The sequence below is a fragment of the Bacillus pinisoli genome, from assembly GCF_023036475.1.
In the GTDB taxonomy this organism is placed as follows: domain Bacteria; phylum Bacillota; class Bacilli; order Bacillales; family SA4; genus Bacillus_BS; species Bacillus_BS pinisoli.
In genome coordinates, this window is the sequence record NZ_JAJQKI010000022.1 from 1 (window position 1) to 22,718 (window position 22,718).

17 protein-coding genes and 2 riboswitches are annotated in these 22,718 nt (G+C 37.1%); of the genes, 2 read left to right on the forward strand and 15 right to left on the reverse strand.

Annotation, left to right across the window (positions count from 1 at the left end; all coding sequences use genetic code 11):
- Window positions 1–343 precede the first annotated feature (343 nt).
- The 7 genes from LT143_RS19440 to LT143_RS19470 form a co-directional block, all read right to left on the reverse strand.
- Window positions 344–1,669: an NCS2 family permease gene (locus tag LT143_RS19440; protein ID WP_246946066.1), complete on the reverse strand. Its 1,326-nt coding sequence runs from the start codon at window positions 1,667–1,669 to the stop codon at window positions 344–346.
- Between the two features lie 110 nt (window positions 1,670–1,779).
- A riboswitch (purine riboswitch) is annotated at window positions 1,780–1,881 on the reverse strand.
- A gap of 92 nt (window positions 1,882–1,973) precedes the next feature.
- Window positions 1,974–3,512: a glutamine-hydrolyzing GMP synthase gene (gene guaA / locus LT143_RS19445; RefSeq protein ID WP_246946067.1), complete on the reverse strand. Its 1,539-nt coding sequence runs from the start codon at window positions 3,510–3,512 to the stop codon at window positions 1,974–1,976.
- Window positions 3,513–3,717: 205 nt separating this feature from the next.
- Window positions 3,718–3,819: riboswitch (purine riboswitch) on the reverse strand.
- Between the two features lie 28 nt (window positions 3,820–3,847).
- Complete coding sequence (locus LT143_RS19450) at window positions 3,848–6,010, reverse strand: transglutaminase-like domain-containing protein (protein ID WP_246946068.1); 2,163 nt, start codon at window positions 6,008–6,010, stop codon at window positions 3,848–3,850.
- Window positions 6,007–7,227, reverse strand: coding sequence for a DUF58 domain-containing protein (locus tag LT143_RS19455; protein ID WP_246946069.1), 1,221 nt, complete (start codon window positions 7,225–7,227; stop codon window positions 6,007–6,009). The genes LT143_RS19450 and LT143_RS19455 overlap by 4 nt, the downstream gene beginning before the upstream one ends.
- Window positions 7,228–7,232: 5 nt before the next feature.
- On the reverse strand, window positions 7,233–8,189 hold the full coding sequence (locus tag LT143_RS19460) for an AAA family ATPase (protein ID WP_246946070.1): 957 nt from the start codon (window positions 8,187–8,189) through the stop codon (window positions 7,233–7,235).
- Window positions 8,190–8,700: 511 nt separating this feature from the next.
- Complete coding sequence (locus LT143_RS19465) at window positions 8,701–9,543, reverse strand: cupin domain-containing protein (RefSeq protein ID WP_246946071.1); 843 nt, start codon at window positions 9,541–9,543, stop codon at window positions 8,701–8,703.
- A gap of 90 nt (window positions 9,544–9,633) precedes the next feature.
- Window positions 9,634–10,584 carry a glycine-rich domain-containing protein gene (locus LT143_RS19470; protein ID WP_246946072.1) on the reverse strand — a complete coding sequence of 317 codons (951 nt, stop codon included), beginning with the start codon at window positions 10,582–10,584 and terminating at the stop codon, window positions 9,634–9,636.
- A 214-nt stretch (window positions 10,585–10,798) separates the two neighbouring features.
- Here LT143_RS19470 and LT143_RS19475 point away from each other — a divergent pair, with 214 nt between their 5' ends.
- Window positions 10,799–11,626: an alpha/beta fold hydrolase gene (locus LT143_RS19475; protein WP_246946073.1), complete on the forward strand. Its 828-nt coding sequence runs from the start codon at window positions 10,799–10,801 to the stop codon at window positions 11,624–11,626.
- 86 nt (window positions 11,627–11,712) lie between these two features.
- Here LT143_RS19475 and LT143_RS19480 read toward each other — a convergent pair whose 3' ends face one another.
- The 8 genes from LT143_RS19480 to groES all read right to left on the reverse strand — a co-directional run bounded on the left by LT143_RS19480 (window position 11,713) and on the right by groES (window position 21,597).
- The gene (locus tag LT143_RS19480) at window positions 11,713–12,027 is read right to left on the reverse strand and encodes a DUF5661 family protein (protein WP_246946074.1); all 315 of its coding nucleotides are present in this window, start codon (window positions 12,025–12,027) and stop codon (window positions 11,713–11,715) included.
- Between the two features lie 191 nt (window positions 12,028–12,218).
- Window positions 12,219–13,709 carry a potassium/proton antiporter gene (locus tag LT143_RS19485; protein WP_246946075.1) on the reverse strand — a complete coding sequence of 497 codons (1,491 nt, stop codon included), beginning with the start codon at window positions 13,707–13,709 and terminating at the stop codon, window positions 12,219–12,221.
- A 236-nt stretch (window positions 13,710–13,945) separates the two neighbouring features.
- The gene (locus tag LT143_RS19490; RefSeq protein WP_246946076.1) at window positions 13,946–14,671 is read right to left on the reverse strand and encodes an ABC transporter ATP-binding protein; all 726 of its coding nucleotides are present in this window, start codon (window positions 14,669–14,671) and stop codon (window positions 13,946–13,948) included.
- Window positions 14,671–16,314: an ABC transporter permease gene (locus tag LT143_RS19495; RefSeq protein ID WP_246946077.1), complete on the reverse strand. Its 1,644-nt coding sequence runs from the start codon at window positions 16,312–16,314 to the stop codon at window positions 14,671–14,673. The genes LT143_RS19490 and LT143_RS19495 overlap by 1 nt, the downstream gene beginning before the upstream one ends.
- Before the next feature lie 167 nt (window positions 16,315–16,481).
- On the reverse strand, window positions 16,482–17,588 hold the full coding sequence (locus LT143_RS19500; RefSeq protein WP_418909858.1) for a Fe(3+) ABC transporter substrate-binding protein: 1,107 nt from the start codon (window positions 17,586–17,588) through the stop codon (window positions 16,482–16,484).
- Window positions 17,589–17,862: 274 nt separating this feature from the next.
- On the reverse strand, window positions 17,863–19,167 hold the full coding sequence (locus LT143_RS19505; protein ID WP_246946079.1) for a hemolysin family protein: 1,305 nt from the start codon (window positions 19,165–19,167) through the stop codon (window positions 17,863–17,865).
- A 434-nt stretch (window positions 19,168–19,601) separates the two neighbouring features.
- On the reverse strand, window positions 19,602–21,227 hold the full coding sequence (groL, locus tag LT143_RS19510; RefSeq protein WP_246946080.1) for a chaperonin GroEL: 1,626 nt from the start codon (window positions 21,225–21,227) through the stop codon (window positions 19,602–19,604).
- 85 nt (window positions 21,228–21,312) lie between these two features.
- On the reverse strand, window positions 21,313–21,597 hold the full coding sequence (groES, locus tag LT143_RS19515) for a co-chaperone GroES (protein WP_246946081.1): 285 nt from the start codon (window positions 21,595–21,597) through the stop codon (window positions 21,313–21,315).
- A gap of 383 nt (window positions 21,598–21,980) precedes the next feature.
- Between groES and LT143_RS19520 the strand changes: the two genes are divergently transcribed.
- Window positions 21,981–22,706: a CPBP family intramembrane glutamic endopeptidase gene (locus LT143_RS19520; RefSeq protein ID WP_246946082.1), complete on the forward strand. Its 726-nt coding sequence runs from the start codon at window positions 21,981–21,983 to the stop codon at window positions 22,704–22,706.
- Window positions 22,707–22,718 lie beyond the last annotated feature (12 nt).

A 22,718-nucleotide genomic window follows, 5' to 3' on the forward strand; every position in this document is an offset into this window, starting at 1 on the left:
CGCGTTAGCGAAAAAAACTTCCTTATTATGCGCTGGCATTAATAAGTTTTTATAAATTGTTGTCGGTTTTATAAACCAACACGCTTGACGTTTTGTTTAGTTTTCAAAGAACTCATCTTTCACTGCGTCGTTCGAAGCAGCTTAATTAATATATCAGATTAACCATTTCACTGTCAACAACTTTTTAAAAATGTTTTTTTGAAATCATTTTGTCGTTGTTGTTTAGCAGCGACTTTTATAATAATACATGGATTGTTTCCGAAAGTCAATGCAATAAAACGTGGTAAAAAACGGAAAAGGACCTAATGTAATATCAGGCCCTCTTCTAGGTCAATCATCTACTCTATTCTACTAAGAACACAAAATACATAATAAAGATTACAAACATACCATACATAATCGGATGAATCTCTTTTGTACGACCTTTCATAATCATTGTAATTGGATAGAAGATAAATCCAACTGCAATACCTGTTGCAATACTATAAGTTAATGGCATTGCTATGATCGTTAGGAAAGCTGGAACTGCAATTTCAAACTTCTTCCACTCAATTTCCCCAAGAGCTCCTACCATCAAGATTCCTACAATAATTAATGCAGGTGCGGTAACAGCAGGTGTAATAACGCCTAACAATGGTGAAAAGAATAATGCTATTAGGAAGAAACCTGCTGTAACTACTGACGCAAACCCTGATCTACCACCTGCAGCTACACCAGCTGATGATTCAATATAAGAAGTAGTAGTAGAAGTTCCTAATGTTGCACCCACAACAGTTGCAGCAGAATCTGCGAATAATGCTTTTCCTGCACGTGGTAATTTATTATTTTTCATTAGACCAGCTTGATTAGCAACAGCTACTAATGTTCCCGCTGTATCAAAGAAATCTACGAATAAGAACGTTAAGATTACTACAAGCATTTGTATTGTGAAGATGTCACCTAAGTGCATAAATGCTGCCCCGAAAGTTGGAGCTAAACTTGGAACACTTCCGACAACAGCAGTTGGAAAACCGATTAATCCGAAGATCATTCCAACAATTGCTGTAATTAACATCCCGATGAAAATTCCACCGTTTACACCTTTAACCATAAGAACTACAGTAATCAGTACTCCAAAAATAGCTAATAATGTAGGCCCATGCGTCAAATCACCTAAGCTTACTAATGTCGCATCGTTGTTAACAATAATTCCTGCGTTTTGAAAACCGATAAAAGCGATGAATAACCCAATCCCTGCTGCTACAGCAAACTTTAATTCAGCAGGTATCGCATTAATAATCTTTTCACGAATCCCTGATAATGTAAGAACGATAAAAAATAGTCCCGAAACTAAAACACCGGATAATGCCGTTTGCCAAGGAATACCCATCCCTAGGACAACTGTATAAGAGAAGAATGCATTTAATCCCATACCAGGCGCTAACGCAATCGGATATCTCGCTATAATACCCATTAGTAATGAACCAAATGCTGCTGCTATTGCAGTCGCAGTAAAGATCGCTTCCTTCGGCATTCTTAAGTCCTCTGGAAGATCTGTGATAACAGCAAGACTTAGCGTGTCCGGATTTACAAATAAAATATAAGCCATTGATAAGAACGTTGTTAAACCTGCGATAAATTCTTTTTTATAGTTTGTGTTTAATTCCTCAAACTGAAAGTATCGTTTCATCTTCTCTACTCCTTTTTTCCTCTAATTTCACAAAAATAAAAAACCCTGATCTTTTTGACCACGAGTTTCAAAGGTAATGTATAGAGAGCAGAAGAGAAACGCCCATCTGCTTACTTTTACAATCACCTCGTAGTCAAGCTGTTTACGGTAGCTTGGTAGAAACTTTCGGGCCATATCCCCAATATTATACGAGTTTCGACAAAATATGATGAATACAATCGTATTGTAACAAGTGTAATCACCTTAGTCAACAAAAAAAGCGAACATTTTAGATGTTAAAATCTAGAATGTTCGCTTTTTACTTTTATTCCCACTCAATTGTTGCTGGTGGCTTACTCGTAATATCGTATACTACTCTGTTTATATGGTTTACTTCATTTACGATCCTAGTAGAAATCTTCTCTAGAACTTCCCAAGGTATTCTAGCCCAGTCGGATGTCATACCGTCTATAGATGTTACGGCGCGGATACCGATTGTGTAATCATATGTTCTTGCATCTCCCATAACACCTACACTTCTGATGTCTGGAAGAACCGTGAAGTATTGCCAAATATCACGATCAAGTCCTGCTAATTTAATTTCTTCTCTTAAGATAGCATCAGATTCACGCACAATCTCCAACTTTTCTTCTGTTACTTCTCCTAATACACGAATACCAAGCCCGGGTCCTGGGAAAGGCTGTCTCCACACTATTTCATCAGGAATCCCTAGTTCTGTACCAAGTGCTCGCACTTCATCCTTAAATAAAGTGTTCAGTGGTTCTATTAACTTAAACTTCATATCTTCTGGTAAGCCACCCACGTTATGATGAGACTTAATCGTTTGGGCAGTTAATGTTCCGCTCTCTATAATATCTGTATAAAGTGTCCCTTGAGCAAGGAAGTCAATTCCTTCTAGCTTTGCAGCTTCATCATCGAACACATAAATAAATTCATTACCAATAATCTTACGCTTTTGTTCCGGATCGCTTACACCTTTTAACTTGGACATAAAGCGTTCCTTCGCATCAATCTTGACGACATTCATATTAAACCCTTCACTGAATGTCTGCATGACACCTTCAGCCTCATCTTTACGAAGCAGTCCGTGATCAACAAACATACATGTTAACTGGTCACCAATTGCCTTGTGAATAAGTACTGCAACAACTGAGGAATCTACCCCACCACTAAGTGCACACAGAACTTTTTTATCACCGACAAGCTGACGAATCTTTTCCAGTTCAATTTCGATGAAGTTTTCCATCGTCCACTTTTCCTTGCATTCACATACTTCAAACACAAAGTTTTTTAATAGGTCATTTCCATACTCAGAGTGTCTAACCTCTGGATGAAACTGCACGCCATAGAATTTCTTTTCTGGATTACTCATTCCTGCAATTGGACATGATGCACTTGTTGCATCAACCTTGAAACCAGCTGGAATTTCTTTCACAAGATCTCCATGGCTCATCCATACAACTTGTTCATTAGGTAGGGATTGGTATAAAGAAGATTCATTCTCAACTTTCAATACTGCTTTTCCGTATTCGCGATGTGTAGCCTTTTCAACGACACCATCGAATAAGTACGTCATTAATTGCATTCCATAACAAATACCTAGTACAGGTACTCCTAAATTAAATATTTCACGATCACAGTGGAAAGCATTTTCACCGTATACACTGTTTGGTCCACCTGAAAGAATAATTCCCTTAGGATTCATTTCTTTTACTTCTTCAGCTGTTAACGTATGTGGATGAAGCTCACTATATACTCCAAACTCTCTAATTCTACGTGTAATAAGTTGATTGTATTGACTTCCAAAGTCTAATACCACTATTTTTTCTTGATTCTTAATCATGCTTTCGCCCTGCCTCTCTTAAAAATCAGATTGTGTAAAACTGGTTGTTGAATTTCGTTTTCAGACTGCTCGCAAATCTAGCATCCGTTTACTTCTGTACAACACTACTAATGCTCGAAAAGAAACCAATAAAAAAACTAGAAATTCCGTCTCTAATAGAATAGAAGACAGAATCCTAGTTTTATACAAATATATCTCAATGTATAGACTTCGGTTCTGTCTTCATAGTCAGGTTTTTTACGGCAACCCGGTAGAGACTCTCGAACCATATTATCGAGGATATATGAAGAACATATATAATATTGAACCTATTCTATCAATGGCATTTCATTCGGTCAAGATGCTACCCTTTTAATTAAATTTTCCCACAATTCTCTGAGCGTGGCTATGTCTTGTTCAGCCAATGCATGACCTTTCCGATATTGCAAACCTTCAAGCTTTAAGGTTAAATACCTCATATCTTTTGAATAAAAGAAGGAGTCTACATAGTCGGCAAATTCACGGAGAGTTTGTGATTCTTTCTTTTTTATTCCAAACCCTTTTAATGCTTTTACTAGAATAAAGTAGGAAGTTTCAAACGATTCGGCATCGTTAAACTTACCGTACCTTCTTAGCACATATAATGGGTACCATTTTCTTCGAGTGAAGAAAAGAAGTCCCGCTACTACTAATAATCCTCCAAATACAAGTACTACATCGGTAAAGGAGATATCAATTGACCAACTTAATGTCGATGAAGAACTTTCTGTAGAACCCGTTTCTTCTAATAGGTCTTCTGGTTGTTGCGGAAGTGGTTCTTGAGTATTATCAGGTACCGTCAGATTTCCATCTTCCTGCGTTTCATTCGATGTAAAACTATATGGATTTGAGAATCCTGATGTTGGTTCAAATGGAACCCAGCCAATACCTTCGAAGTATACTTCAACCCAAGAGTGAGCATCCATATTCTTGACTTCATATATTCGGTTATCATTCTCCAACGTGCTGACATACTCTCCACCTGCATAGCCTTTTACCCATCTTGCCGGGATTCCAACTGAGCGGAGAAGGACAATCATTGAGGTTGAAAAGTTATCACAGTAACCAATCTTCGTATCAAAAAGAAATTGATCCACGTAATCATCATTTCGTCCTGGTATCGCAACATCTGTTGTATCATAAACAAATCCGTTCATTCTAAAATAACTCTCTACTGCTTTTGCCTGATCATAACGATTAGAGTATGGCGCAACAATTTCAGTTGCTAATTCTCTAACTCTGTCTGGTAACTCATCTGGAAGTTGCGTATATTTTTGTAAAATGTCAGGATCATATTCAAGACTCGCTGCCCTTAAATCCTCGTATGCGAATTTTGGATCGTTGTAGGTTAACTCATATTGCTGCAAGGGAAAAGGCTGCCCGTTTCTCTCAGTCGATATTTTCTCGGTATTCGTGTTGAATTGATACAGAATATCTGTTCCAGAATTAACATCTTGAAGCTCAACAGGATAGACTATATGTGGATATTCTAAACTAACAGAAACCACAGCCTGTGAAGGAGTTGTCTCCACACTACTATTTAAAGCTTTTACGATGATTCCTTCATCTTCCTCAAACGGAACTTTGGTATCAGAGGATGATTCCCAACCTTTCCCTGTATACACATCCTTTGTTTCTACCTTCCAATACTCGCGGCTATTGGATTCAACTGTAAAAACAACCGTCTCGTCTCCTATGAAAGGACCACCCAAGCTTGAATCATTTGTACCATAACCAATCTTTTTTACACCTCGTCCCGCTCCATTCCCCTCACCATATCCTTTTAGATAAGGGACAGGATCAGGCCATTGAGGAGCAGCTTTAGGTGCTAGGTAGCCAACTGATGTCGTCAGCAATGTCACAATGACTAAAGGAGTTAGCCATTTCATCCATACTTTATTGGTAACATAAATGGCTTCACGCTCTTTAATTCTTTCTAATTTCAACAACCCAAGGATTAAGAAGCCTAATACCACCATTCTGACAATTGCCCAGTCTGCATTGTACGGGGTAAATGTATCTAACGTGGCAAGATACGTTAATGTCATAATTAGAAACAAGAAGATTTTTTTCAGCTGAACAATCCAATATTCCATTAGATAGGCAAGTAGCCATAATAGGATGAAAAACAACAAACTTCTAAAGGAGTTCGTCATTTCCCACCAACTCGCCGAAATCATGTACGAAAGGTTTACATGCAAGCTAAAAAGAAATTCTTTTATCCAGCTTAGAGCGAAAAATGAGCCTTCAAAATACAAGTTTTGCAACACATACAGGATATAGACAATCTTAACGAAGAACGAAATGAAAAAAGGTACCTTTACAAATGCCAGTAAATAAGCAATTCCAACAAAGTACAAAAATAAAGCGAGATTCCCCGTATCTGTAATTTGATCTAATGGTCGAATCCATTCCCATAATACTAAAAACCCGTATAGGTAAAAGATGACTTTAAGAAACTGTCCTTGAATTGTACTCATCTACTCACCTCATGAAATGCATCGGCATATTGCCCCTCCATAACTGCTTTTATAAAGATATGCTTATGCTTTAATTGTTCAATTTTCTTAATCGTCTCTTTAGAAGGATTTTGCTTTGGAAGAATCACTAATACAACAATGTGATATTGACGATGAGATAAATACTCAATGGTCTTTACAAATGCATCTGTTAACTGACTCGTAACAAAAATCAACGTCATCCCCTGCTGCCATTTGCTTACTTCCGATTCAATAGAAGCAGAAAAAAATGGATTGTCAGGTTGAACTTTTGCTAAGTGATAGAATACCTGTTGTTGATGGGACTCCGAATGATTCACATCTGTCACAAATTGATCTTTTCCTACCGATACAAAACTCATCTGGGCCCCGTGCCTGCTAATCGCCTTCACAATAGAAGCCGTTAGCACCACAACCTGTTCAAATATGACTCGGCTCTGTGAATCACTCCGGTCGATAATGACCGCAACCTGATGACTTTGTTGCTGCTCAAACTCTTTTGTCATAAATGTATTTCTACGGGCACTCGCTTTCCAATCAATCCAGGAAAATCGATCACCTGGCTGATATTCACGAACACCCACTGCTATCGTCGTATCACGAATTAACTTTGTCTTAGAAGAGGTTGAACCTTGATCGTAACGATTCTCAAGCTGACGATACGCAATATCAACATAGGAAGGATATACTAAAACGGTGTTTTTTAGTTCAAATAAGCCTTCCTTCTCCACAAGGCCAAATAAATCTCCCGTTTTAATCCTCACATGTGTAAGCTGATGCTCTCCACGAGGAATGGCATCTAAGACATATTCCAGCTTTATCGTCTTTTTAAACCAAGGGAACATCATCGCCTTTGGTCGTTGCGACTGTGATCCATAACGAAGACCCATTGGTAACTCATCTTCCACGATGACATAAAGAAGTGGAAGAAAAGGTAAGCGCCTCGTGATGGTAATAGTAGCCTTTAAACTCTCACCAGCAGTAAACTGGCTCTGATTCACCTTCCGACTTACAGTAAAAAACTGAACAGGATAAATACTAATGAAAAGTGAATAAAGACCAAACGGCATAAAGCTATAAAATAGAAACCAGCTTGCAAATCCACCTTGAAACATCGCAAACACAAATGTCAAAAAGATTAGGAGAATAACAACAGTGACTTTACCTGCAAATTTTGCGATTAATCGCGTTGTTTTCATAGATATCAGCGCCTTACTAACGGAACCCTAGTCTGTTCAAGAAGCTCCTTCACAATTCTTTCTGAAGTTCTTCCTTCAAATTTAGCTTCCGACTTTAAAATGATACGATGCGCTAATGTGAATGGTGCTAAGTATTTTACATCGTCAGGAACCACATAATCACGGCCATGAATTAAGGCATATGCTTGCGACGCTCTCATTAACGCAATGGCACCACGAGGACTAGCACCTAAATAGATGGATGGGTGGTTTCGAGTTTGTTTAACAATAGACACTATATATTCTCTAACTGATTCATCCACAGATACTTCTTTTGCTTCCTTTTGCAGGTCTATTAATTCTTCTGGTGTAATGACTGGATGTAATTCATGAATGGGTTGACCAGATTCCATTCGGGCTAGCATGTTCATTTCTTCTTCTGCTGTTGGATACCCCATGCGAAGTTTTAAAATGAACCGGTCCAGCTGCGCTTCAGGAAGTGGATAAGTTCCTTCATATTCAATTGGATTTTGTGTAGCCATGACAAAGAAAGGTTTTGATAACGGTCTTGTCACCCCATCAACTGTAACACTTGCTTCTTCCATTCCTTCCAATAGAGCAGCCTGCGTTTTAGGAGAGGTTCTATTAATCTCATCAGCTAGTACAATATTACCCATAATAGGACCTGGGCGGAATTCAAAACGAAGCTCTTTCGGATTGTAAATAGATACACCCGTTACATCAGACGGTAATAAGTCTGGCGTAAATTGAATGCGCTTGAAATCAGCACTAACTGATTTTGCCAATGCCCGCACCATCATGGTCTTTCCAACTCCCGGCACATCTTCTAGTAGTACATGGCCGTCTGCCAATAGGGCAACTAAGCTTAATGTGGCTACCTCACGTTTACCAATCATTACCTTACCGATATTATCTAAAACATTTCCTAAAACTGGATGTAGAGTATCAATTTTTTGTACCATGACTTTCTCCTTTTCTCTCGTTTTAAGTGGATTATTTAGACTGAAACGTTTATTACTTAGAAAGAACGACTCTCTTACTATATAAGAAACGATCTTTACGGATGCTATTACAGAACAGAGTCGAAAGTAGTGCTAATGCACACTTATTATTGGACGAAATAATTCTAGAAAGGTTTCAAATTATACAAACCTACTTATTTCATTATAAATGGTATACTATGGAGTTCCCAGTATTTCACATTAAGAAGATTATTCCACCTTACGAAAAAGCTGATTTCGTATAAGGTGATAAAATGTGTTCTACTTTACCTCTAGAGAGCTGCTCCTGCAACAAAGTAATAGAAATGATTCTATAAATTGACAATTCTTGTAATCTATATTCTTCTTTCCTATCACTATTACCTTCCAATATGTTGAGATTTTTCTATTAAAAAAAGATTGCCTCCTGCTATCATCTATAAATTAAGTCAAATTAAAAAAACTTGACCTCACAGCCAAGTTTTTTATCAACCTATTCGTTTTCTTCTGCAGCAATCGCATCTGCTTTCGTCTTATGAACAGTTCCAAAAGGATGTTCAGGTGGAGCATAAATAGAGTAAAGCTTAAGTGGTTGTTTGCCTGTATTGGTAAGATTATGCCACTTTCCAGCAGGTATTAAGATTGCGTAGTCATCATACACTTTCTTTTCATAATCAAGATTATCTTTACGATCACCCATTTGAACTAGCCCCTGACCTTGTTCAATGCGAATGAACTGATCTAGATTTGGATGAGTCTCTAGCCCAATGTCCTCTCCAACCTTAATACTCATTAACGTTACCTGTAAATGTTCTCCCGTCCATAAGGCTGTACGAAAGTTTCTATTTTTCTTTGTTACCTTTTCGATATCAACAACATATGGTTCACGGCCATAATCTTTGATTGCCCTTGTAGCTTCAGAAGGTAAACCATTTTTAGTAGCTCGTAACAACACCTGTTGTACTTGTGGATGCTGCGTAAGAGTACAGATGTGTTGATATTCTTCTTGACCCTCTACCTCTAGTTCTTGAGCCTTCTCTAAACCTTCTTCGTAACGTTGGAAGCTGACTTGTTCGATTGTATAGGAAGGTTGTGTCCCTGTTACTTGAATATATAGATCAAAAAATTGTCTTAACTGATAGGATTTATATTCTAACAACTTTAGCATATCTTCTCGTTTCTGTTCGTCTGGTGCAATAGTAAGTAAGCGGCTATACAAATCAATGACAGAAGCTTCTCTTTTCATCCCATCTAGGATTCCTTCAACGACCTGTTGGTTTTCTTCAGGCATTACATTTCGGAAATAGTTTTGATGATAATATGGATATTGATACAAACTCTCTCATTCCCCTCATAGGCATTTAACATCATCATATGCCTTTAAATTGGAATGGTACTTTATCCACTCTAAAAACCCATATTTTATTTAGCTACTACAGCCGCCTCCACAACTAGAACAGCTCGAACCTCCCGAATCTCCACCGCCACCTGAATCACTTCCACAAGCAAATCCAGAGCATGTAGTACCTCCACTAGGGGAATTCCCTTTTTGATATTCTTCAGGCACCACTTCACTCATATGGTCACGGAATTGGTCCTCCTCATAGATCGAGTAAGAGACTGCTGCACCTACAGCGTAAGAGTATAAGTGAGAATCAGTAGTCGAGTTATGAGAAGGTAATTTTGTTAATCCTTTATCATGTTGGTCTGCCTCAAGAATCTCCTGTTTCATTTTCTTGATTAAGTACTTTTTCACACCTGACCATTCTTCATTTTCTCTAAAATATTTAGCTAAAAGTTCATTCTCTGACATTCGCTTGAAATCTTCCAGTATTTCACGCTTAATAGGGTTCTGAAAAAACTGTCCCCAAATCATTCTGCTGTTACTTGTCATTTCAAATAAACTAAGATAGACCCAATCAAAAAATGCTCTCTCCCCTGGTATCGGTGTAGAATCCATGGTGGGTGTATGGTGAAGGGTATCATGGTAGAAATCCTTTGAAAACTTCTCATAGTCCCTCGTGAACATTAACATTTCATGCCAAATTTCATCAACATGATGACTAAACATCGGAACTGATTTTAAAAGACTATTCATCACAAAATAACGTTTTAATTCAAACATCGCCCAGTCGAACTCATGATCCTTCCACTTCGGATGGCTCTGTAGGACACGATTTTTAACATTGTCTAAATAAGAATCCGTTAAGGTTTTTTCAAGCTTATTCACAATCGGAAAAGCATCTTTCACCTGAACCCCTAATTGCTCTGGAAGTGGCTGATCCTTAAGAGGCGCCTTCTTTCCAGCACCTATCACTACCATACCGATTAACATAAATGCACCAACAATCCCTGCTCCAATAAAAAAACCAGTCATGTCCTTCCCCCCTACTTGGAAAGTTTTTTCTTATATTAGTTTATACGGCTAGAAGACTCGATAGTTTCACTTCTTTTCCAGAAATTGATAGATGTAAAATTTAATACAAAGGTATTCTTGTCTCTTAAACAAAGTAGAAATGAAATTACTCTTATCTGAATATGCTGTATAAGCATCGATAACGGTCTTGATCATATAAAGGAGGGTATGTACCATGGAATCCCTAAATGGAACATATATAGAAGTGGAACCTGGAATTGAATTATACGTGCAAGATGTTGGAACTGGAGACCCTATTGTCTTCATTCCAGGCTTTACTTTTACAACAGCGGTATTTGCGGAGCAGATTAAGCACTTTTCTAAGACAAACCGTACAATAGTCCTTGATCCTAGAAGTCACGGCAGGTCTACTATGACTGTTCACGGGAATGACTATGTGACACATGGTACAGATTTAAAAAAAGTACTAGATGCATTAAACATCACAGATGTAACTCTTGTTGGCTGGTCATTCGGTTGTTTAACGGCATGGGAATATATTCGTCAATCTGGAACGAGTCAAATCAAATCCCTTGTCTTGATTGATATGCCTCCAAAATCATTATCACTTCAACAAGATCAGGATTGGGTGGAAGGACCTCTAGATGACTTAGCTGTGGCCTATACGAACTACCTGCGCAATCCAAAAGGACAACGGGAATTTATTTCTGCATACGCTACTGGAGTCATGGTTCAACGAGAATTAAAGGAAGAAGAATTGACGTGGCTTGTGGAACAATCACTAAAAACACCGTATTATATTGCAGCCAACTTATTCTCCTCAGGGCTTTTCTCTGATTACCGCGAAGAGGCAACCCGTAGCAGTGAGTCAGTGCCAACTCTATTCATCGTCGCCGAACATTGGTCCCAAACCGCTATTACCTACCTAAGTAAACTGACACCAAACGCGACCGTAGAGGTACTAGGAGGACATCTCATGTTTTGGGAGTATAGTCAAACGTTTAATGAGATGGTAGAGCAATTTTTAGACAAGAATAAATAAAAAAGTGGACGATTCTTAACTAAGATAGCAAGAATCGTCCAGTTTTTACTCATTACATCATGTAATATAGAACCTGTCATCCACAGCTAAAAATTTTTCCAATACGCTGCTGCTTCCTCTTCTAATACTTTTAACCTTTTATAATAATCGGGAAATTCATTAAGATGAGCTAATGCAATTTTACCAGTCGTAATAGGGTCATCCATCGTTACATTTGTTGGATAATACGTCCTGCCATGCTCAAGTTCAGTATTAACTCCCATCCAAAACTCATCTAAATCAAACATAACCTTATTAAAATCAATACCTAAAAGTAAAGCAATGGCTGCTGCTTCTTCTCTAGTAAAACTAGTTTTAACGTTATTTGAAGAAGTTTCTCTATTTAATATGGGTTTAAACATAACTGAATTCTTGTGGGTACCGTTCATTCCATAACTAGAGTAACTCCTATGTGAATTCATGTGATAGGGATTGTAGCTATACAAGATGATCACTCCTATAAAAAGTTAACTCCAGTATATGTTAATCAAATCCTAATGAGTATGTACGATTCCATTGTATTCCGAATCGTCCTTTACTGTATACTCTCTCCTCATTCGCTAGATTGAAGGGGTACTTTGGTACTGTTTAATAAATCTTTTAACTCTCTAATTCTTTGTTTTGAAACGAGGATATATAGAATATCATCTTCCTTTATTTTTGTATCTCCATATGGTGTGATTAAGTCACCCTTACGGATAATAGCGCTAATTAATGAGTCTTTCGGTAACGTAATTTCTTTTAACGGTTGGTTAAGGTATGCAGCTTGTTCTCCAACTACAAACTCAATCATTTCAGCATTTGCTTTCCCGATGGAGACAAGCTCTAACGTATGAGGTGCTTCTACTTTTTTGGGTCCATTCAAACCTAATTTTTCGGCAATAACTGAAATGGTCGACCCTTGGATTAAGGCTGAAGTTAATACGACGAAAAATACAACATTGAAAAATAATTGACTATTTTCAAGTCCCATCGTCATCGGAAACGTAGCAAGAACGATAGGTACAGCTCCCTTTAATCCGGCCCATGAAAGGAAAACTTTTTCCTTTATGTCGAATCCCATCCTAAGTGTAGAAAGGAAAACTGAAACAGGACGTGCGATGAAAATAAGTATAATAGATAATAGTAAACCTTTAAAAATAATATCTACATTTAGGAATTGTGCTGGGAACACGAGCAAACCTAAAATGATGAACATAAGAATTTGCATCATCCAAGCAAACCCCTCATTAAACCTGAAAATCGAATGTCGATAAGTTAAATCCCTGTTACCAATAACAAGCGCCGCGATGTAAACAGCTAACAGACCGCTTGCTCCAAATAAATCAGTTAAGCTATAGGTTAATAACGCGAAGGCAAGAGCAAAGATTGGATAGAGACCACTGGAATCTAAATTAATTTTATTGATTGCAACACTCGCAATACGTCCAAATAAATAACCAAGTACTAATCCCATCCCCATCTGCCAAATAAAGGAGCCTATCAGTAGAAAGTAAGAAGGATTGTCTGCAGTCATCAATTCAATCAGGGACAAAGTTAAGAACATCGCCATTGGATCATTTGTTCCTGACTCTGCTTCAAGAGTAGAACCTAATTTATCTTTTATGTTTTGCCCCTTTAACACTGCAAAAATAGCCGCAGCATCTGTGGAACCAACAATTGCTCCAAATAGGAGACCTTCCAGCCAAGAAACATTAAAAATTAGTTTAGCCGCAACGGCTACGACGATTGTTGTTAGTAAAACACCAATAGTAGCGAGAGATAATGAAGGAGTAAGGACGGGCTTTACTGATGACCACTTTGTTTGTAAACCACCTTCAAAGAGAATCACAATTAACGCAAATAGACCGATTAACTGTGTCAATTTAGCATTTTCAAAGTGTATTAACCCAAGCCCATCGCTCCCCATAATCATACCTACCATTAAGAAAAGGACAAGCGCAGGTACACCTAGCCGTGTGGAAAACTTGGTCGTCAGAACACCAATAATTAAAAGAAGAGCCGTAAGTAAAATAAAATAATCAATATTTATCTGGTCTAACATGTTACCCTCCCCCGTAATTGCTATTTACATAACTATTTTATCTGAATGAAATTTTTAACATCTTTAATAGGTACAAGTACTCTTTATCATACCTCTGTGTTAGTTACTTAATTAAAATAACATATATTATGTAGAATTAAGTCATTTATGCTTATGGACCTAGGAGGCTTTATATACAAAATAAAAAGAGTACGCAGCTATTGCGCACTCTTTAATCTGTCTTACAGTTATTCAATTTAAAAAGTTTTTTTATTTATTTGATTTACCCGGTTGACTTGAGTATAGGGCAACAAATTGTCGGGAGCCCCTTTCCAAATGGTCTTCCCATTTTCTAGATAGATGATCTCATCAGCAAGTACCTTTGCATCTTCTTGATCATGAGTAACAAATATGGAGGTAATCCCTGTTTGTTTTAATATTTCTCTTAGCTCATCTCTAATTCTAATTTGCAGATACGTATCAAGATTACTAAATGGTTCATCAAATACTAATAGAGAAGGAGCTGGAGCTAATGCCCTTGCAAGGGCAACACGTTGTTGCTGGCCTCCACTTAACTCATAAGGATAACGGTCCCTATACTTCGACAGGTTTACTAAAGACAGCATTTCATCTATTCTTTCTTTCTTCTCTTTTTTGCTCATCTTTCGTAAACCATACTTTATATTATTAGCAACTGTCATATGAGGAAATAGCGCATAGTCTTGAAACACCATACCAACTTCTCTTTTTTCAGGTGGGATGAAAGTCACTTCATCAAAAATAGTGCGGTTGTTAATTGATATAGAGCCACTATTGGGTATTTCTAATCCAGTTACTAATCTTAATATGGTACTTTTCCCACTTCCACTTTCACCGAGAATGGAGACAATTTCTCCTTTTTCTATTTGTAAAGAGAAGTCCTTAATAGTTGGTTCGATAGCATTTTTATATTTATATTGTAAGTTCTTTATTTCTACAAACATTAGCTTTGTCCCTCCTTATCGAGCACTTTATGAAAGAAGAAGATACAGATCCCACTTAAGAAGATAATTAACATAGATGCCGATGCTGCTTCACTAATCATTTCATCATTCGCGTATTGGAATGCCTTGGTCGCTAAAGTATGAAAGTTAAAAGGCTGTAATAGCATGGTAAGTGGAAGTTCTTTTAAAATATCAACAAAGACAAGAATAAATCCACCCATAATCGCTCCACGGATCATCGGTATATCTACACGGAAAAAAGTTCTGATAGTTGATGCTCCTAGGATTCTCGATGCTTCGGTAAAACTTGAGCCAACCTTCTCAAAGCCTGCTTCAATTGAGTTATATCCAACCGCAAGAAAACGGATTACGTATGCTGAAATTAACATAATCACACTTGTTCTAAAAACAATGATTGGATTTTCACCAAAAAAAGCAAATATGGAGTAAATCCATTGATCTAATGCTAAGAAAATTGTGATAACACCAATTGCGATGATAGCCCCTGGGACAGAGTATCCTAATACAGTGATTTTCGAGAATACTTTAGGAACCACCCCTTGGTGAATTCGAGTGTAATTTGCAATAATTAGCCCTATTAAAACTACAATTATGGCGGAAATCGACGCAGCAAAAAACGAATTTTTTACAAGCACTATAAATTCAATTGTTAATATTCTTCTATAAGTCATAAAAATCCAATGGATGAGTTGAACCACCGGAATTGCAAAAGCAAAGGTGAAAATTAGTAAGCAGTAAACCGTTAATAGCCACCCCTTAAAACCATCTACCCTCTTAGCTTGAATGGGTCTAACCTTGGTTGTTGTATAACTAAATCTTTTTCTCCCTCTAAGAAACTTTTCTAAGAGAAGTATGGCTATAACTACAACCATAAGTGTTCCAGCTAATTTAAATGCAGAATCAATATCGTCCATCGCAAACCATGTTTGAAAAATAGAAGTAATAAACGTTTGAATTCCATAGTATTTTACGACGCCATAATCATTAATGACCTCTAGCATAACAATCGTGACTCCACCTACAATAGCAGCTCTTGATATCGGTAGAATGACACGGAAAAATATTTCAAACGGTCCTCCACCTAGAAGCCTAGCATTTTCAATAATAGAAGCAGACTGATTTTGAAAAAAGCTCTTTGTTATTACAAATACATAGGGAAATAAAAACATAGTGAAAATAAAAATTGCCCCTGGCATCGTCATAATATTGAAGTAGTCCTGGTTTACGTTTATATTAAATTGATTTCTTAATGTTGATTGAATAACCCCTGTGTAATTCAACATCCCATGATACGTATAGGCACCAATAAAAGGAGGAATTGCTAACGGTAGGATTAGCCCCCATCTAAAAAAATTTCGAAAAGGGAATTGATAAACCGTTACAACCCACGCCAAACTCGTTCCAATAATGGTTGTTAATAAACCGGTAATGGTCATTAACACTAAAGTATTAGAAATAATATCTAATAATAAGTAGTCTTTTATATGTTGCCAGTTCTCATTCGGGGGTGAAAAGAAATGAGTGGCTATTAAAAGATTGGGTAACAAAATAAGCAGAACAAATACAAAACTAAGAATTGCCCATATATTAAGTTGACGTTTCGCTTGATGTACTAGCCTCACTTTTAGCACTTCCTTCACTAGTAAACACTATAAAAATAGTAATCTCGATACCACATCTTAAGTGTAGCAGAAAATCCAATTGCAAGTGAATATCATTTTCAACTTAGCTCCTAAAACATGAAACCGCACCCCAAATATTTAGAGTACGGTTTCATAACTATTATCTATTATTTCCAGCCAACTTCATTAAAGATTTGGATTGCACGAGCGTTGTTTTCACCTAAAATTGTTAGGTTAATATCTTGCTCCTTAAACTCTCCCCAAGATTTTAGTGTTTCAGAAGCTTCTACAGCCTCATTTACAGGATACTCATTATTTCCTTCTGCAAATGCTGCTTGTGCTTCTTCACCTGATAAGAACTCAAGAAACGCAATGGCATTTTCTACATTTTTAGCATGCTTCGTAACAGAAGCCCCACTAATATTAATGTGTGTTCCGGTTGTATCTTGGTTAGGGAAGAAAATTCCAACCTGCTCTCCAATTTTCACTTCTTCTTGGTTCGTTGAATTTAGTAGTCTTCCCACATAATATGTGTTAGAAATGGCAATATCTCCTTCACCAGCAACTACCGCTTTCACCTGGTCTGTATCTCCACCTTGTGGTTCTCTCGCCATGTTTGCTAGTATACCAGCAGCCCATTCTTTTGCTTGTTCTTCACCATTTAATTCTATAAATGAAGCTACTAAAGATTGGTTGTAGATATTTTCTGACGAACGTATTAGAACTTTTCCTTGCCACTTAGCATCTGTTAATGCTTCATACGTTGATAACTCTGAAGGATCTACACGATCTTTTGAATACACAATTACACGAGCACGTTTTGTTAAACCAAACCATTCATTATCAACATCACGTAATTTTTCTGGTATATTTGTTGCTAACACATCACTAGTAACAGATTGTGTTAAGCCTTTTTCCTTTAAACGGGCTAAATTACCAGCATCTGCAGTTAAAAATACATCTGCTTCAGTAGCTTCAGCTTCACGCTCAAGACGTTCCATTAGTTCACTACCATCACCTTGAATAACATTCACTTTAATACCTGTTTGTTCTTCAAACTTTTTATAAAGTTCTGTATCTGTATCATAATGTCTGCTTGTATAAAGGTTTACTACGCCTTTATCCTTTACTTCCTCTTTTGAACTGGACTCAGTTGATTCTTTTTTTACTTCTGCTTTCTCTGGTTCAGATGTTTTTTCATCTGTCTGCGCACAACCTACTGCAAAGATGAGTGTAAGCGACATGACTACAAATAACAAAAATTTAAAAGGCATTTTCATGTTTTTTCCCCCTATGTAAAATAACTTAATAATGATATTCATTATCATTAACTATCTTACCATGAAGTATACTAGTAATGATAATCAATGTCAATTAGATTTGCTAAAATTTTTAACTTACGATGGAAGAACTAATAGGATCGACTCTGATAGTGTTAGTGAGAAGGTACTATTAATTCTTACCATTATTATTTTATTTCACTTGGCTTCCCCAATTAAAGGGCGAATCCTCTATATGAAGATTCGCCCTTTGCCCTACTATTTATTTTTATATTACAGAAACTTTAATTTTTGTTATGCTTTTATGATCCATTTGCTTCACTGCAAAGGTTATATTTTTATATTTCGTTACAGGCCTTTCATTCTCTTTTGGGATATACCCCAGTTGTCCTAGTAAAAAGCCGCTTAATGTAGCATAATGATCAACTGGCAAGTTTACCCTTAGTACTTCGTTTACTTCCATAAGACTTACAGTACCTGCCATAATATAGGTGTTTTCACTCACAACTTTTATTTCATCTTCCATAAAACCTGGTTCATCATGTTCATCAAATATATTTCCAACAATTTCTTCTAAAATATCTTCAATTGTCACAATACCATCAGTTCCACCGTATTCGTCAATAGCAATGGCTAAGTGAGTATTGTTTTTTTGCATTTCCTTAAATAAATCGTCAATCCTTTTCGCTTCTGGGACATATAAAGGTTCTCTAATTAGGTGTTTAAGGTTGAAACTGCCTTCATCTGAGTCCTCAACAAATTGAAGAAGATCCTTTACATGTAATATACCCACTATATGATCTAAACTATCCTTATATACAGGGAACCTTGTGTACTTTTCATCATTTACTAAGTTAAGAGTTTCTTTTAAGGAAAAGTGAAGAGGAATGGAAACAATCTTTGTTCGATGGGTCATGATGTCAGATACACTTTTATCATTAAATTCAAAAATATTATTGATCATAAATTTTTCTGTTTCTTGTATCGTTCCCTTTTCTTTTCCCACATCTACCATCATTCTAATTTCCTCTTCCGTTACATTCTCCTCATCCGCGTTTGGGTCTACTCCAAATAATCTTACGACGAAATTAGTTGAAAGAGTCAATAGCTTTACAAAAGGTGATGATATCTTCAAAAGGATCGTTAATGGTACAACAGCAAAAGTTGAAATGGCTTCTGCTTTTTGTAGTGCTAATCTTTTAGGCACTAACTCACCTAGTACAAGTGTAAAATAAGACAAAACTAATGTAATGAATACAACTGAAATCGCTTCAAGAACATGCTGTGAACCAGGTACACCAAGAGCCACTAACAAATCTGAAAATCTCCCTGCAAAACTCTCCGCAGCAAACGCACTAGCTAAAAATCCAGCTAAGGTGATTCCAATTTGGATAGTAGCTAAAAAGCGACTAGGTTCCGATAAAAGTTGGTGAAGTAATATTGCCTTTTTGTCACCTTTCTCTGCCATCATTTTAACTTTGTTATCATTTAGTGATATTAAAGCAATTTCAGATGCAGCAAAAAAAGCATTTAGTATTATTAAAACAAACAGTATGAATATTTCTATTCCCAATTAAAGTATCCTCCAAAATAGTAACTAAATTTCTTTTAAATTCCCTGAGATAAGTATAAATAAAATAGACTTATACACTCAAACTGAAGTATTAAACAAATACAATGCAAATCCACTTAAATTGGGTAGAATTTATCAACTAGGTGAACGGCTCTTATATTATTGTGTTCTAACGAAGCCTCACTTCATTTCTTACTTTTTTAAGTTTAGTATTCAGATAGAATGCTATATAAAAAAGAGATCCTTTAACAGGATATTTCGGTAACCTCTCATTCCTCATAGCAATACATGCTATCTAACGCTGTAGCTTTCACAGACCTAATCCAAATAAAAAAGGCTCCTCAAAAGTTTTGCTCAACTAATGAGAAGCCTCTTCTAATACTATGTTAGTATCTTGTTCATAAACCCTAATTATCAAGGGTTCAAGGGGCAGATTACATCATGCCGCCCATTCCACCCATGCCGCCCATGTCAGGCATTGCAGGAGCATCTTCTTTAATGTCAGCAACTACTGCTTCAGTTGTTAAGAACATAGCTGAAACAGATGCAGCGTTTTGAAGTGCTGAACGAGTTACCTTTGTTGGGTCAACGATACCAGTTTCGATCATGTTTACCCACTCACCAGTAGCAGCGTTGTAACCAACACCAATTTCTTCTTTCTTTAAGCGCTCAACGATAACAGATCCTTCAAGACCAGCGTTGTGAGCGATTTGACGAACTGGCTCTTCTAATGCACGTAGCACGATGTTGATACCAGTTTGCTCGTCACCAGTAGCTTCTAGAGAAGCAACCTTGTTGTATACGTTCACTAGGGCAGTACCACCACCAGAAACGATACCTTCTTCTACTGCTGCACGAGTAGAGTTTAATGCATCTTCAATACGTAGCTTACGCTCTTTAAGCTCAGTTTCAGTAGCAGCACCAACTTTAACAACTGCAACTCCACCAGCAAGCTTAGCTAAACGCTCTTGAAGTTTTTCTTTATCGAATTCAGAAGTTGTTTCTTCTAATTGAGCACGGATTTGCTTCACGCGAGCTGCGATGTTTTCAGCATTTCCGTTACCTTCTACGATTGTTGTGTTTTCTTTTGTTACAACGACCTTAGTAGCACGACCTAATTGAGTAATGTTTGCAGACTTAAGATCTAATCCTAAATCTTCAGTGATTACTTCTCCACCAGTTAGAACAGCGATGTCTTCTAACATAGCTTTACGACGGTCACCGAATCCAGGAGCCTTAACAGCTACTGCATTGAAAGTTCCACGAAGCTTGTTAACTACTAGAGTAGCTAGAGCTTCACCTTCAACATCTTCAGCAACTAGTAATAGTGGCTTACCTTGTTGAACCACTTGCTCTAATACTGGTAGAATTTCTTGAATGTTTGTGATTTTCTTATCAGTGATTAAGATATAAGGGTTGTCAAGAACCGCTTCCATCTTATCAGAATCAGTTACCATGTATGGAGAAGCATATCCACGGTCAAATTGCATACCTTCTACTACTTCAAGTTCAGTAGTGAAACCTTTAGATTCTTCAATTGTGATAACGCCGTCGTTACCAACGCGCTCCATTGCTTCAGCAATTAATTGACCTACTTCTTCGTCAGCAGCAGAGATTGCAGCAACTTGAGCGATTGAAGACTTACCTTCGATTGGCTTAGAGATTGCAGCAAGTTCTTGTACAGCTGTCGCAACAGCCTTTTCAATTCCTTTACGAACACCAACTGGGTTAGCTCCAGCGGTTACGTTCTTTAATCCTTCACGGATCATTGCTTGTGCAAGTACAGTCGCAGTCGTTGTACCGTCACCAGCGATGTCGTTTGTTTTGCTAGCAACTTCAGCAACTAGCTTAGCACCCATGTTTTCGAATGCATCTTCTAATTCAATTTCTTTTGCGATTGTTACACCATCATTAGTAATAAGAGGTGAACCGAACTTCTTTTCAAGAACCACGTTACGACCTTTTGGTCCAAGTGTTACTTTTACTGCATTTGCAAGAGTATCTACACCGCGAAGCATCGCGCGACGTGCGTCTTCACTAAATTTAATTTCTTTAGCCATGTTTGTTACCTCCTCAAATTTTCTTTTTAAGTAATTTTTATCTTTGACAACCTATTAATTGTCTATTGTTCTAAGTATGTTGATATTAGCCGATTACAGCTAAAATATCGTTTTCACGAAGCACTAAATATTCAGCACCTTCATATTTCACTTCAGTACCTGAATACTTTGAGAAGATGATACGGTCGCCTACAGATACTTCTACAGCAACTCGCTCACCGTTGTCTAGAACACGTCCTGTTCCAACTGCAACAACTTTCCCCTCTTGAGGCTTTTCCTTAGCAGAATCTGGTAGTACGATACCGCTAGCAGTTTTTTCTTCAGACTCTACAAGCTCAATAATAACGCGATCTCCTAATGGCTTTAACAAGTGAAACAACCTCCTCAAAAATAGTAGTAGATTTTAGTCTTATTAGCACTCAACGCAAATGAGTGCTAACACAATTTATATAATAATGAAACTCTATCTTGAATGCAAGTATTTCACTACTATTTTTTCAAAATTTTTTCTAGTGAAATTCCGACATATTTCATCTATGTAAAGTTCATCTGCTACGCTTACTAAGCTATTCTACATGTAAGTAGAACATACCTCCTCAGTTTATCTTATCTACTATTTTTTAAACCTTTAACATACAATAGGAAGAATGTTTACTTTTGGACTCATTCCTCACCAAGGGATATTGTTATTTTATTCGAATCTTCTATGTTACAATACGGTAGGGAAAATGAAGGTAAAAGGAGAATCTTACATTGGAGAAACGGCACTGGTATGTTGTCATTACGTACATCATTATGCAATTTTCTACTATATTAGGAGTTCCACTGTTCGTTAAACTCGGAGTAGAATCCCGTGAAATGGCTGTAGCGTACTGGTTAATCTTCAGCTTTTTTGCAGCACTAATCCTTATCTTGTACTTGCTTCGTCAAGATATCATGGAAAGACATCGTGATGAGCGCAGTTCGGTACCTACTGCCATAACATGGGCTTTTTTCGGGGTATTTCTAGCGTTATTTGCTCAAGGAATTGCCGCTACCATTGAAAACCGCATTTTTGGAATTGAATACGGCTCGGAGAATACAGAATTTCTTGTTGAACTTGCATTAACCACACCATTATTTATTGTCGTCACTTCTATTATTGGACCCATATTAGAAGAGATTATTTTTAGAAAGATTTTATTTGGCACATTATATAAGAGATACAACTTTTTTATAGCCGCTTTACTAAGTTCCGTTGTTTTCGCCATCGTACATATGGATTTTAAGCATTTGTTAATTTATTCAGCCATGGGCTTTACCTTTGCTTTTCTATATGTAAAAACGAAACGAATTATTGTTCCTATCATTGCTCATGTCTCGATGAACACCCTTGTTGTTCTTATTCAAGTTGTGTTCAGAGATGAAATAGAAAAATATCAAGAACAAGTTGAGTCAACACAAGCTATGATTAAGTTTCTATGGACTCACTTACATTAATTGGAGGCTTTA